This is a genomic window from Bradyrhizobium jicamae, assembly GCF_001440395.1.
Classification (GTDB): domain Bacteria; phylum Pseudomonadota; class Alphaproteobacteria; order Rhizobiales; family Xanthobacteraceae; genus Bradyrhizobium; species Bradyrhizobium jicamae.
This window is the reverse complement of sequence record NZ_LLXZ01000141.1, coordinates 123,298-136,147: the sequence shown is the minus strand read 5'-3', so window position 1 is coordinate 136,147 and position 12,850 is coordinate 123,298. Positions and strand designations below refer to the sequence as shown.

At 63.9% G+C, this 12,850-nt stretch carries 10 protein-coding genes and 1 pseudogene; 5 read left to right on the top strand and 6 right to left on the bottom strand.

The window, feature by feature from the left end; genetic code table 11:
- The coding region (locus CQ12_RS23535; protein WP_057837670.1) for a lipid II flippase MurJ at positions 1 to 249 on the bottom strand (249 nt) is incomplete at its 3' end.
- Positions 250 to 360: 111 nt separating this feature from the next.
- Here CQ12_RS23535 and CQ12_RS23530 point away from each other — a divergent pair.
- Complete coding sequence (locus tag CQ12_RS23530; RefSeq protein WP_057837669.1) at positions 361 to 1,362, top strand: adenosine kinase; 1,002 nt, start codon at positions 361 to 363, stop codon at positions 1,360 to 1,362.
- Between the two features lie 63 nt (positions 1,363 to 1,425).
- Here the strand turns inward: CQ12_RS23530 and CQ12_RS23525 are convergent, their stop codons facing one another.
- Together CQ12_RS23525 and CQ12_RS23520 are read right to left on the bottom strand one after the other, a co-directional pair.
- On the bottom strand, positions 1,426 to 3,120 hold the full coding sequence (locus tag CQ12_RS23525; protein WP_057837668.1) for an AMP-binding protein: 1,695 nt from the start codon (positions 3,118 to 3,120) through the stop codon (positions 1,426 to 1,428).
- 92 nt (positions 3,121 to 3,212) lie between these two features.
- Positions 3,213 to 4,400 carry a serine hydrolase domain-containing protein gene (locus CQ12_RS23520; protein WP_057837667.1) on the bottom strand — a complete coding sequence of 396 codons (1,188 nt, stop codon included), beginning with the start codon at positions 4,398 to 4,400 and terminating at the stop codon, positions 3,213 to 3,215.
- Positions 4,401 to 4,765: 365 nt separating this feature from the next.
- Between CQ12_RS23520 and CQ12_RS23515 the strand changes: the two genes are divergently transcribed.
- Both CQ12_RS23515 and CQ12_RS23510 read left to right on the top strand, forming a co-directional pair.
- A complete protein-coding gene (locus CQ12_RS23515) occupies positions 4,766 to 5,086 on the top strand; it encodes a hypothetical protein (protein ID WP_057837666.1) in 321 nt (106 codons plus the stop codon).
- A gap of 215 nt (positions 5,087 to 5,301) precedes the next feature.
- A complete protein-coding gene (locus tag CQ12_RS23510) occupies positions 5,302 to 6,795 on the top strand; it encodes an NAD-dependent succinate-semialdehyde dehydrogenase (protein WP_057837665.1) in 1,494 nt (497 codons plus the stop codon).
- Positions 6,796 to 6,933: 138 nt separating this feature from the next.
- On the opposite strand, the gene CQ12_RS23505 is transcribed toward CQ12_RS23510, so the two are convergent.
- The 3 genes from CQ12_RS23505 to CQ12_RS23495 all read right to left on the bottom strand — a co-directional run bounded on the left by CQ12_RS23505 (position 6,934) and on the right by CQ12_RS23495 (position 9,792).
- The gene (locus CQ12_RS23505; protein WP_057837664.1) at positions 6,934 to 7,737 is read right to left on the bottom strand and encodes a crotonase/enoyl-CoA hydratase family protein; all 804 of its coding nucleotides are present in this window, start codon (positions 7,735 to 7,737) and stop codon (positions 6,934 to 6,936) included.
- A 153-nt stretch (positions 7,738 to 7,890) separates the two neighbouring features.
- Positions 7,891 to 8,805, bottom strand: a complete 915-nt coding sequence (locus CQ12_RS23500; protein WP_057837685.1) for a phosphoribosylaminoimidazolesuccinocarboxamide synthase — start codon at positions 8,803 to 8,805, stop codon at positions 7,891 to 7,893.
- 69 nt (positions 8,806 to 8,874) lie between these two features.
- Complete coding sequence (locus CQ12_RS23495; RefSeq protein ID WP_057837663.1) at positions 8,875 to 9,792, bottom strand: pirin family protein; 918 nt, start codon at positions 9,790 to 9,792, stop codon at positions 8,875 to 8,877.
- A 277-nt stretch (positions 9,793 to 10,069) separates the two neighbouring features.
- Here CQ12_RS23495 and CQ12_RS23490 point away from each other — a divergent pair.
- Positions 10,070 to 11,174, top strand: a pseudogene (locus tag CQ12_RS23490) (AraC family transcriptional regulator).
- A 149-nt stretch (positions 11,175 to 11,323) separates the two neighbouring features.
- Positions 11,324 to 12,754 (top strand): serine hydrolase domain-containing protein, encoded by a 1,431-nt coding sequence (locus CQ12_RS23485; RefSeq protein WP_057837684.1) that lies wholly within the window; start codon positions 11,324 to 11,326, stop codon positions 12,752 to 12,754.
- Positions 12,755 to 12,850: the final 96 nt, after the last annotated feature.

The following is a 12,850-nucleotide window of genomic DNA, read 5'->3' as shown; positions in this document are numbered from 1 at the left end:
CCCCGCAAACGCCGCCGCCGCGACCGCGCCGTCGGTCTCGCGCACCCGCAGCCAGGCCGGCACCAGCGCCGCGTTCAGCCCGCCCTCGGTGAGGAGCCGCCGCACCACATTGACCAGTTGAAACGCCGCCAGGAACGCATCCGCCACCGCGCCGGCGCCTAGCAGTGCGGCGAGCGCGGAATCGCGCACGAATCCGAGCAGCCGCGAGGCCAGCGTTCCCGAGGATACCGTTAGAAAGGAGCGGATCATGGAGGTTCTATAGCAGCCGCTTCCCTTGCTGGCGCTACGCCGATCTGGTAGGCCGCAGCCTTCTTAGCCGTGCTCGGCTTCTTCGCACAACGCCGTAAACAGGACAGATGAATGGCTGACGCAAAATACGACGTTCTCGGGATCGGCAATGCGATTTTCGACGTCTTCGCGCAAACCGATGAAAAATTCCTGGCCGACCACGGAATGGCCAAGGGCGGCATGGCGCTGATCGACGAGGCCCGCGCCGCCTCGATCTACCGCGACATGGGCCCGGCCACGGAAGTCTCCGGCGGCTCCGGCGCCAATACCATCGTCGGCGTTGCCGGCTTCGGCGCCCGCGCGGCCTTTATCGGCAAGGTCAAGAACGACCAGATCGGCGGGCTCTATACCCACGACATCCGTGCCGCAGGCGTCGCGTACGAGACCAAGGCGGCCGACGCGGGCCCCGCCACCGGCTGCTCCTACATCCTGGTGACGCCGGATGGCGAGCGAACCATGAACACCTATCTCGGTGCGGCGCAGGATCTGACCCCCGCTGACATCGACGAAGCGCAGATCGCAGCCTCCAGCATCGTCTATCTCGAAGGCTATCTCTGGGATCCCAAAAACGCCAAGGAAGCCTTCGTCAAGGCCGCGACCATCGCGCACAAGGCCGGCCGCCAGGTGGCGCTGACGCTGTCGGATTCCTTCTGCGTTGATCGCTATCGCGACGAGTTTCTCGACCTGATGTGCAAAGGTACGGTCGATCTCGTGTTCGCCAACGAGGCCGAATTGCACTCGCTGTACCAGACCTCGGATTTTGATACCGCGCTGAAGCAGCTTCGCGCCGATACCAAGCTCGGCGTCGTCACCCGCAGCGAGAAGGGCTGCGTGGTCGCTGCAAAGGACGGCGTCGTCGCGGTGCCGGCACACCCGATCGAGAAGCTGGTCGACACCACGGGCGCCGGCGATCTCTTTGCTGCCGGCTTTCTGTTCGGCCTCGTGCGCAATGCCGGCCATGAAAGCGCCGGCCGTCTCGGTGCACTCGCCGCCGCCGAAGTGATCCAGCACATCGGCGCGCGGCCGCAGGTATCGCTGAAGGAACTCGCGCAGCAGAAGGGGCTGCCGGTTTAGGACGAAGGCTTCTTAATTCGTCATGGCCGGGCTTGTCCCGGCCATGACAGCATGTGTTTTCGTTCACGCCGTCTTCGCCGCCTTCAGCCCCAGCTTCGCTTCCACCGCTTCCCGCATCAAGAACTTCTGGATCTTCCCCGTCACCGTCATCGGGAATTCGTCGACGAATTCGACATAGCGCGGGATCTTGTTGTGGGCGATCTGGCCCTGGCAGAAGGCGCGGACGTCGTCGGCGGTGAGCGTTTCGCCCGGCCGGGTGCGGATCCAGGCGCAGAGCTCTTCGCCGTAGCGATCGTCGGCGACGCCAAAAATCTGCACGTCCTGGATTTTGGGGTGGCGATAGAGGAATTCCTCGATCTCGCGTGGATAAAGGTTCTCGCCGCCGCGGATCACCATGTCCTTGATGCGGCCGACGATGTTGCAATAGCCCTCCGCGTCGATGATCGCAATGTCACCGGTATGCATCCAGCCCTGCGCGTCGAGGACGTCGGCGGTCTTTTCTGCCTCGTCCCAATAGCCCAGCATCACGCTGTAGCCACGAGTGCAGAGTTCGCCGCGCGTCCCCCGCGGCACCACGCGCCCTTCGAGATCGACGACCTTGACCTCGACATGCGGATGGATGCGGCCGACAGTCGATACCCGACGTTCCAGGGGATCGTCGGTCGAGCTCTGGAAACTGACCGGCGAGGTCTCGGTCATGCCATAGGCAATCGTCACCTCGCCCATGTTCATCTCGTTGTTGACGCGCTTCATCACCTCGATCGGGCAGGGCGCGCCCGCCATGATACCGGTGCGCAGCGATTTCAAATTGAAGCGTGCAAACTCGGGGTGATCGAGTTCGGCGATGAACATGGTCGGCACGCCGTACAGCGCCGTGCATTTCTCCTGTTCGATCGTTTGCAGCGTCGCCAGCGGATCAAAGCCTTCGCCCGGATAGACCATGGTGGCGCCAAGCGTGACGGAGGCGAGGTTGCCCATCACCATGCCAAAACAGTGATAGAGCGGCACCGGAATACAGATGCGGTCCTCCTCCGTCAGCCGCATCGCGCGGCCGACGAAATAGCCGTTGTTCAGGATGTTGTGGTGGGTGAGTGTCACGCCCTTGGGCGAGCCCGTGGTGCCGCTGGTAAACTGGATGTTGACGGCGTCATCGAACTGCAGCGTCTTCGAAAGCTCGGCAAGCTGCTCACGATGCCGCGCGCCGCCCATCTTGCTCACGTCCTCGAAAGCGATGGTGCCCGGGGATTTCGGCCCACCGATCTGGATCACGGCGCGCAGTTGCGGCAGCCGCTGCGCCTGCAATGCGCCGGGCTGCGACTCTGCAAGTTCGGGCAGCAGCGTGTTCAGCATCTCCATGTAATTGGAGGTCTTGAAGGCAGTCGCGGTGACGATCGCCGCGCAGCCGACTTTTGCCAGCGCGAATTCGAGTTCGCTCAGGCGATAGGCGGGATTGATGGTGACAAGAATGAGGCCGGCCTTGGCGGCGGCGAATTGCGTCAGCGTCCATTCCGGCCGGTTCAGCGACCACACCCCGATCCGCGCGCCGGGCTCTAAGCCGAGCGCGAGAAAACCCGCGGCCAGCGCATCGACGTGACCGGCAAATTCCTTCCATGTCCAGCGTACGCCATGGCTTGGAGATACCAGCGCTTCACGATCGCCCCAGCGCGCTGCCGCCTGATCGAGGCAGCGCCCGATGGTGTCGCCAAGCAAGGGAGCGTCGGAAATGCCGGAAACGTAGCTGTCGATAATGTCGGTCAAGTGTTGTTCTCCATGAAGAGAGAAGGCGAAGCAATCCATTTACCTCCGCGTTGAGGTATGGATTGCTTCGCTTCGCTCGCAATGACGGTCTGTTAGGCCGCCTTCTGTCCGGCATCGAGCCCGGCGTATACCCCGCGCTCAAAGCCCGCAAACGCTTCCAGCGCCTTGCCGTCGAAGAACGGCAACAGCTGCATCAGGATCACGCCGGCGACGTTGCGGGTCGGGTCGATCCAGAAATAGGTGTTGGCAAGGCCCGCCCAGGCGAGGCTGCCGGCGCTGCGGCCTTCCTGCGTCTTGGCGGTGTTGATCAGGAAAGAGAGGCCCCACTTCTTGACGATGTCAGGAAAGAGATCGACATCGTTGGTGTACATGGGCGCCATCGTGGTTATCTTGCCGATGGTGAGATCGCCGATGTGGTTCTGGCCCATCAGCGCGACCGTCTCGGGCTTCAGCACCTGGTTGCCGTTGCCGCGGCCCTTGTTGAGGATCATCTGGGTGAACTTGATGTAGTCGGCCGCCGTGCCGTAGAGACCGCCGCCACCCATGTGAAATTCCGGATTCTGTTCCAGCTCGAACGGGATCGGCGCCAGCGCTCCGTCCTCGCCGCGTGCATGCATGCCGACCAGCCGCTGGCGCATCGCGTCCGTGATCTTGAAGCCGGTGTCATTCATGCCGAGCGGCGCGAACATGTTATCGCGCAGGTAAGCGTCGAGCCGCTTGCCGCTTGCGGCTTCCACTGCCTTGCCGACGAAATCGATGTTGATGCCATATTCCCAGCGCGTGCCGGGATCGGACATGATCGGCCCCTTCAGCGCGACGTTCAGGCAGGAGAAGATGTTCGGGGTTCCGGTCTTCTCCTGGTATTTGCCCATGTCGCCGTTCCACACGTCGTAGCAGTAGCCGGCGGTGTGGGTCATGAGATGGCGCAGCGTGATCGGCTTCTTGGCGGGACGCAGTTTCGGCTCACCGCTGGCGTCAAAACCTTCCAGCACCTGTGGGGAGGCGAGATCGGGCAGCAGCTTGCCGATCGGCTCGTCGAGCGAGAGCTTGCCCTGTTCCACGAGCTGCATGCCGGCGGCGCACGTGATCGCCTTGGTCATGGAGGCGATCCAGAACACGCTGTCCGCGGTCATGGCATCGTCCTTGGAAAGATCGCGCTTGCCGAACGCGCCCTGGTAGATCACGTCGCTTCCGGTAGCGGCCATCGCGACCACGCCGGGAATTTCCTTTGCCTCGCACTTCTGACGCAGAACCTGATCGATCGCGGCTTTGCTTTGCATGGGTCACCTCCCGAATGTTTTTTATGGAAGTGGAACGATCTTCCTCCCGGCGCCCTAATCCCGCAAGCGGGAGCAGACGGCCGCAGGCAATGTCGCGATCTCGTGATGGGCGATGGAAGCTAAACTACGCCTGGGCAGGTCTCGCGGGGCCATCCGGCACAAAACTGCAACACCCCGCCGCATTCTGCGGTGGAAGATGGGCAATGGCCGTGACCGGATTCACCATCCACGATATCGTGATTTCGCCACGATTCCCGCCGCCGATTTTTTGCAGTAAAGCGTTCAAATTCCAGCACAAACGTTGCGCGTTGGCTGGTTCAAATTAACCAAAATTGTCTCATTTCTGCCTGTCGCAAAGGTGCGCAATGATTTCGACTTGGAGTGAATGGAAGCGGTATCCCCGTCCCGGACGGGGCGAGAACATCGAGGCGCCGATAACACCCGGGCTGTATGAAGTCCGCTACGCCGGCACCGGCGGGCTGCACTCTTTCGAGGCGGTCGACAACGTCGCCCAGGCGCTGGCGCAGCTTGCGGTCGGCTCCAAATCCTGGTTCGGCCGCCGCGACACCGCCAAGCTGCCCGACCTCGAATACCGGACCTGCGCGACTTCCTCGAAGGCCGATGCGAAAGCGGCGGCGCAACGCATGATCGGCCGCCGCGAGACGTATATGAGCGGCGCGGCATAACACGACTGTCATTCCGGGATGGTCCGAAGGACCAGACCCGGAATCTCGAGATTCTCAGGTGCGCAATTGCGCAGCGTGGTTCGCTTCGCGCCCCGGAATGACGTCCACTCGGTCTCAAAATAGCTTGAAGCAGACCTGCATCTGCGGCCGGTGCACCGCCGCCGATATCGGCCTATACTCGGATCAATCCTGCAAGAAAATCCGAGGAGTACGCCATGAACCCACCCGTCGCCGCACGCGCATCAGCCTCCGCCCCCTCGCTGCATGACCGCCTGAAAGATCCCTCGCTGCTGCGCGATCGCTGCTACATCGACGGCATCTGGGTCGGCACGCCGTCGCGTGCCGTCACCAATCCGGTCAATGGCGTCGAACTCGCCAAGGTGCCGGCCTTCAGCACCGCGGAAGCAACCCAGGCTGTCGAAGCCGCCGAGCGCGCGTTCCCGGCCTGGGCCAAGCATACCGCCAAGCAGCGCTCCAACATTCTGCGCAAATGGTTCGAGCTGATCGCGGCAAACCGCGAGGACCTCGCGCTGATCCTGACCTCGGAGCAGGGCAAGCCGCTGGCGGAAGCGCTCGGCGAGGTCGATATCGGCGGCGCCTATGTCGAATTTTTCGCCGAGGAAGCGCGCCGCGTCTATGGCGAAACCATTCCGACGCAGCGGCCGGACGCGCGCCTGCTCGCGATCAAGCAGCCGATTGGCGTCTGCGGCGCCATCACGCCGTGGAATTTCCCGTGCTCGATGATCACGCGAAAGGTCTCACCGGCATTGGCGGCCGGCTGCACCGTCGTGCTCAAGCCTGCCAATGAAACGCCGCTGACCGCGCTGGCGCTGGTCGCGCTGGCCGAAAAAGCCGGCGTGCCCAAGGGCGTGTTCAACATCCTCACCGGCAATTCGTCCGCGATCGGCAAGGTGCTGTGCGAACATCCCGCCGTGCGCTTCGTCGGCTTCACTGGCTCGACCGAAGTCGGCAAGATCCTCTATCAGCAGGCTTCAGTGGGCGTGAAGAAGCTCGGCCTCGAGCTCGGCGGCAACGCGCCCTTCGTGGTGTTCGACGATGCCGATATCGATGCGGCGGTAGAGGGCGCCATCGTCTCCAAATATCGCAACATGGGCCAGACCTGCGTCTGCGCCAACCGCATCTACGCCCAGGACAAGATCTACGACCAGTTCGTCGAGAAGCTTTCGAAGAAAGTCGCGGCGATGAAGATCGGCGACGGCACCGAGCAGGGCGTGGTGCAGGGCCCGCTGATCAACATGGAAGCGGTCGACAAGGTCGAAAAGCACATTGCCGACGCGGTGAAGGGCGGTGCCAAGATCGTCACCGGCGGCAAACGCCATTCGCTCGGCGGCAGCTTCTTCGAGCCGACGGTGCTGTCGAACGTGAAGCCCGATGCGCTGGTGGCGCATGAGGAAACCTTTGGCCCGCTGGCGCCGGTGTTTCGCTTCAAGGACGAGGCCGACGTGATCGCGATGTGCAACAACTCGCCATTTGGCCTGGCGTCGTATTTCTATTCCCGTGATCTCGGCCGCGTCTGGCGCGTCGCGGAAGCGCTGGAGTCAGGCATGGTGGGCGTCAACACCGGGCTCATCACCACGGAAGTTGCGCCCTTCGGCGGGGTGAAGGAATCGGGCCTCGGCCGCGAAGGCTCGCATCACGGCATGGAAGAATATGTCGAGATCAAATACGTGATGATGGCGGGGGTGTAGTTAGTCCCGTAGCCCGGATGAAGCCAACGGGTCGCGCGAATGCGCGCCCGATGACAGGCTCCGCGCAATCCGGGGCACTGTATCCGCTTGCGAGAATCCCGGATTGCGCTGCGCTCCATCCGGGCTACGCAAACATCATCAATCGCTGGCGTCGCTTGCGAATGCGCCGTGACGTCCCACGCCGGAGGCGAAGCGTGTCGCGCCGGACAATGTTTCGCCCGAGGCGATCACTTTCAGCCCGCCGCGCATTTCGTTGGCGATGGCGTCTTCCTCCGCGAGGTCCCATTGCTGCAGCGCCGACAGCCGATCGGCGCGCAGGCAGGTCTGCGGGAAGCGCGCGATCTCCCGCGCCAGCGCGATCGCGTGCGCGACAGCCTCGCCGCGGCCGACGACGCGATTGGCCAGTCCCATCCGCAGCGCCTCCTGGGCGCCGACCGGGCGTCCCGTGAGGATGAGGTCGATCGCCTGCGAATGGCCGATCAGCCGCGGCAGGCGGATGGTGCCGAGATCGATCAGCGGCACGCCAAAGCGGCGGCAGAAGATGCCGAAGGTGGCGTCCTCTGCCACCACGCGCAAGTCGGCCCACAGCGCAAGCTCCATCCCGCCGGCCACCGCAAAACCCTCGACCGCGGCGATCACCGGCTTCGACAGCCGCAACCGGCTCGGCCCCATTGGCGCAATCGAGTCGTGGCCGCCGAGCTCCCGCTTCTTGTTCGGATCGCCCGCCGCCACCGCCTTAAGGTCGGCGCCCGCGCAGAAATAACCGCCGGTGCCGGCGAACACGGCGACGGAAGCGCTCTCGTCGGCGTCGAAGGCAAGGAAGGCGTCATAAAGTTTCCGCGCGGTCGCGCCGTCGACAGCGTTGCGGCAATGCGGGCGGTTGATGGACACGATAGTGACGGGTCCATCGCGTTCGACGAGCACGGAATCGGCTTCGGTCATGGGGCGCTCCCTGTTGTTGTTATGGGAGCAAGCTTCGCATCGGGAATGACGGTGAGGCAAGTGACCTAGCCGCGTCATTGCGAGCGAAGCGAGGCAATCCATCTATCCCCGCGTTGAGGCATGGATTGCTTCGCTTCGCTCGCAATGACGACGTCAGATCGCCAACTCGCTTCCCGTCACCCGGCGATACGCTTCCAGATAACGCTTGCTCGTCGCGTCCACCACGCTGTCGGGCAGCGGGGGCGGCGGGGCGTCGCCGTTCCAGCGGCCGGCGCGGCGCTCGGCGTCGAGGTAGTCGCGCAGCGGCTGCTTGTCGAAGGAGGGCTGCGGCCGGCCGGGCTTGTAGACGTCGGCCGCCCAGAATCGCGACGAATCCGGCGTCATCACCTCGTCGATCAGGATGATGCGGCCATCCGCCGCGCGGCCGAATTCGAACTTGGTGTCGGCGATGATGATGCCCTGGTGACGGGCGATCCGCTCGCCGAAATTATAGACCGTGCGCGCCATGCTCTCGAGCTTTTCGGCGACATCATTGCCCAAAATCTCGCGCACCCGCGCCACCGTGATGTTCTCGTCATGGCCGGTCTCGGCCTTGGTCGCCGGGCTGAAGATCGGCGCGCCCAGCTTCTCGCTTTCCACCAGATCGGCTTCGAGCTGCTCGCCGGCAAGCGTGCCGGACGCCGCATACTCCTTCCAGGCCGAGCCCGAGATATAACCGCGGATCACGCATTCGACCGGAAATACGGTGGTTCGCCGGCACAACATCGCACGCCCGAGGATGTCGGCGCGATGATCCTTCAGCGCAGGCACCTTGCGGATGATCTCGTCGGCATCGGCGCTGATCATGTGATGCGGCACCACGCCTTCGAGCTGGCGGAACCACCAGGCGCTGATCTGCGTCAGCACCGCGCCCTTCATCGGAATGGTTTCCGCCATCACCACGTCGAACGCGCTGATCCGGTCGGTGGTCAGCAGCAGCACGCGATCGCTGCCGACGGCATAGATATCGCGCACCTTGCCGCGGCCGATCCGGGGCAGAGGCAAGTCGCTGGCGAGCATCGCGTTCATCAGGTCAGGCTTTCGAACAGGCACGCGCACCGGGGTGTGCGTGCGGAAACAGGAAAGCGGAGCAATAGCTCACTCCGGCAGCGGAATGAACTCATGTTCTTGCGGAACGGCAGCAAACCGGCCGGTTTTCCAGTCCTGTTTGGCCTGCTCGATCCGCTCCTTGCTGGAGGAGACGAAATTCCACCAGATGTGCCGCGGGCCCTCCAGCGCGTCGCCGCCCAGAAACATCATTCGCGTCGGCCTTGTGGCCTTCACGGTGATGCGGTCGCCGGGCCGGAAGATCAGGAGCCGCGGGCCTTCGTAGCGTTCGTTGGCGATCTCGACCTCGCCGTCGACCAGATAGATCGCGCGCTCCTCATGGTCGGGGTCGAGTGGCACGGAGGTAGCGGCCTGCGCCGTCACCTCGGTATAGAACCACGGCGATACCATGGTCACAGGCGATTTCACGCCCAAGCCGCTGCCTGCGATGATGCGCGCGGTGAAACCGCTCTCCTTCACAGTCGGCAGCGCTTCGGCCGCGTAATGCTGGAACGACGGCGCGATTTCCTCGGACCCCGCCGGCAGCGCGATCCAGCTCTGCAGGCCCAGCATCTTCTGGCCGTCGCGGCGCTGCACGTCCGGTGTGCGCTCCGAATGCGCGATGCCGCGTCCCGCGGTCATCAGGTTCATCGCGCCGGGCTGGATCTCCTGGATGTTCCCCTCGCTGTCGCGATGCATGATCGAGCCGTCGAACAGATAGGTGACGGTCGCGAGCCCGATATGCGGATGCGGCCGCACGTCCATGCCCTTACCGGCCATGAACTGTACCGGGCCGAAATGATCGAAAAAGATGAAGGGCCCGACCATCTGCCGCTTGCCATGCGGCAGCGCGCGCCGCACCGCAAATCCATCGCCGAGATCGCGGGTGCGCGGCACGATGATGAGGTCGAGCGCGTCGCAGGTCTTGGGATCGCCGAGTACGGGATCGTTGGAGGGTTGCCAGCTCATGGGGGGCTCCTTGAAGTTTTGTGGAATTATAGCAGCAATCGCGAGGGTGGGCCACGCGCGCATCGCCTCCCCGTCATTGCGAGCGAAGCGATCCTTCGTGCCGCAGAGAAAGTGTGGATTGCTTCGCTCGCAATGACGACGGAGGATAAAGAGGCGGGCAACCGAGCGCTGGGTGACGTCGCGGAGTAGCTGGAAAGGCTGATCGGCGCAAATTGAACCGCGGTGCGATTCTCACTAGATTGACCACGCGGGAATGACCCGCGGACGGACCGGCCGAATGCTGCTTTCCACCATCGACATCGCCCTGCGCGGCGCCACCGCGGCGCTGCTGCTGGTGCTGGCGGTGTCGCTCTATCGCGGCTTCGGAACGGTGCTGGCCGGACGGCTGGCGGCGGCCTTCGCATTGGGATCGGCGGCGCATGCCGTGACATCGTCGATTGGCGCGCCGTCGCCGGTCTCGCCGGCGCATGCGCCCCTCATCGCGATCTCGACCGGCAATGTCGTAGTTTTCTGGCTATTCGCCCGCGCCGTGTTTGACGATGAGTTCAAGCTGCGCTGGTGGCATGGTCTCATCTGGATAGCGGTTGTCGTCCTTAGCTTGGTGAATTGCCTGTTCATCGCGCCGGTTGCGATGATGCGTAACAGCTTCGTCTCTGGCGATGTGATGACCGTCATCTCTGCGGCGCGAGTCTTGTTCGTGGCGATCAATTTGCTTGTGCTCGGCTTCATTACACTGGCTGTTGCTCAGACCGTCGCGTCGTGGTCGGCCGATCTGGTCGAAGGCCGCCGCCGCGTCCGCGTTTTCATCGTCAGCGCCGCAGCGCTCTATGGTGGGCTCAATGCGGTGCTGCAGATAGCTGTCCAGCAGCGGCGCCGGCGAACTCGCCAACACGCTGAATTCGGCGATGCTGGCCGCGGTGGTTGCGGCGATATCGATTGCGATGATGCGGGTCGATGGCGCGGATCTGTTTCCGGCTGGGCCCGAGGTTCGGGCTAACGCAAGCGCAGCGGCTTCGGTCGAATCCGGCACCGATCAAAAGCTGGTCGATGCGCTGATGCGGCTGATGGCCGACGAGCGCATCTACCGTCATGACAACGTCACCATAGGCACGCTGGCGACCAAGCTCGGCATTCCCGAATACCGGCTGCGGCGGCTGATCAACCAGCGGCTTGGCTACCGCAATTTCAATGTCTTCCTCAACGAGCACCGGATTGCCGAGGCCAAGGCCGCGCTGGCCGATCCGAGCCAGGCCGAAGTTCCCGTGATTACGATTGCGATGGACGCCGGCTTCCAGTCGCTTGGGCCCTTCAATCGCGCCTTCAAGGCGATCACGGGCGTGACGCCGACCGAATATCGCCGGCTCAAGGCGAGCGCCGCGTAGACTTCATGGCATTGTTATTGTTATTGAATTTTGGAATCGGCGAGGTGCGTTGAGTTTTCGGCCAGCGCCAATTCCAAATCCGGCGAGCAGCCATCGGCAGCCTCGCCATCATCCCCGGCACGCGCTGACGCGTCATGCCGGAGATCCTCGTGACCAGACGAAACCTCATCCTCATCCTCGCTGCCTCAACCGCGCTGAGCGCACTCGCGCTGTCGGCCGCTCGCGCCCGCGACGTGCCAAAAGTCGCGACCGGATTCGTTGCCAACGTGCTCTGCACCGAGACCTTCGTCTCCGGCCTCGACCTGGCCCGCGTGTTCGCTGAGACGACCTCGGCCATGCCGGGCACCGGCCTGATCGCCTGGGCGCTCGACTACCGCGTCGATCGCGCCCGCAAGGATGTCACGGTGACGCTGTTCGGCGTGGGCCGGAGCCACGCCGTCTATCGCGGCGAAGGCCTTGGCTGTTACCTCGATCACGGTGGACCCGTTGCCGATATTGCATTGCCGCCGTCGGAGGTCAGGCCAGCGCTGCTGCCTGACATCGCAGGCCGCGCCGTTGTCGCGCCGCAGACGCCGCAACTCGCTGCAGCGCTCGACCGAGCTTTCGCCGAGCCTGACAGCTCGACGCCGCGCAACACGCGAGCGATCGTGGTCCTGAAGGACGGGCGCATCGTGGCCGAGCGCTACGCCGACGGCATCGGCATCGACACGCCACTGCTCGGATTCTCCGCTACCAAATCGGTGATCTCGGCATTGGCCGGCATTCTCGTGCGCAAGCGCGCGCTCAAGCTGCACGAGCCGGTGCCGATCGCCGCGTGGCAAAAGCCTGAAGATCCCAGGCGCGCCATCACGCTCGATCATCTGCTGCGCCACACCGCGGGGCTCAAGCTCGGCAGTTCACTGCAGGCGTCGCTGGTGTCCGCGCTCGAGCCGGTCAACCGCATGAAGTTCATGGAGCCCGATATGGCCGCCTATGCCGCGAGCATGCCGCCGGAGTCCGCACCGGGCGCGGCATGGAACTATCACGACGGCAACACGGTCCTCCTCGCGCATCTGATCCGCGAGGCCACCGGCGGCAGCGCGGCCCACATGATGAGCTTTGCGCGGCTGGAATTGTTCGAGCCGCTCGGCATGCGTACCGTAACCCTCGAATTCGACGCCTCGGGCAATGCGGAAGCGTCGAGCCAGTTGCTGGCGAGCGCACGCGACTGGGCGCGTTTTGGCCAGCTCTATCTCAATGACGGCATAGCCGGCGGAAAACGCATCCTTCCCGAAGGCTGGGTAAAATATTCGGCGACGCCGACGCCGAACGCCTGGGTCGGCCAGGGTGCGGGATTCTGGACCAACCTCGGCGACAGCTTTGGTGCGACCTACCGCACCGAACGCGGTTGGCCGCGTGATGCGTTCTTCGCCAAGGGCACGATCGGGCAGTATGTGATCATCGTGCCGTCGGAACGGCTGGTGATCGTCCGGCTCGGGCGGTCGGCGAATTGGCCGCCGGAAGCCGACGGGGTGTTCGAACTCGTGCGCGATGTCGTCGCGGCGACGGGGAGCAAGGAAAAGCTGGCGGGAGCGAATTGAGCGTGATGCGGGGTGATTCTTCCTTCTCCCCTTGTGGGAGAAGGTGGCGCGAAGCGCCGGATGAGGGGTTCTATCCGCGAACTCCAATGCGAGAGG

Bases quoted from the DNA above. Each gene is read 5' to 3' on its own strand.
- CQ12_RS23495 (WP_057837663.1), bottom strand. From the start codon at position 9,792: ATGAGCTGGCAACCCTCCAACGATCCCGTACTCGGCGATCCCAAGACC.
- CQ12_RS23510 (WP_057837665.1), top strand. From the start codon at position 5,302: ATGAACCCACCCGTCGCCGCACGCGCATCAGCCTCCGCCCCCTCGCTG.
- CQ12_RS23500 (WP_057837685.1), bottom strand. From the start codon at position 8,805: ATGAACGCGATGCTCGCCAGCGACTTGCCTCTGCCCCGGATCGGCCGC.
- CQ12_RS23505 (WP_057837664.1), bottom strand. From the start codon at position 7,737: ATGACCGAAGCCGATTCCGTGCTCGTCGAACGCGATGGACCCGTCACT.
- CQ12_RS23530 (WP_057837669.1), top strand. From the start codon at position 361: ATGGCTGACGCAAAATACGACGTTCTCGGGATCGGCAATGCGATTTTC.
- CQ12_RS23520 (WP_057837667.1), bottom strand. From the start codon at position 4,400: ATGCAAAGCAAAGCCGCGATCGATCAGGTTCTGCGTCAGAAGTGCGAG.
- CQ12_RS23515 (WP_057837666.1), top strand. From the start codon at position 4,766: ATGATTTCGACTTGGAGTGAATGGAAGCGGTATCCCCGTCCCGGACGG.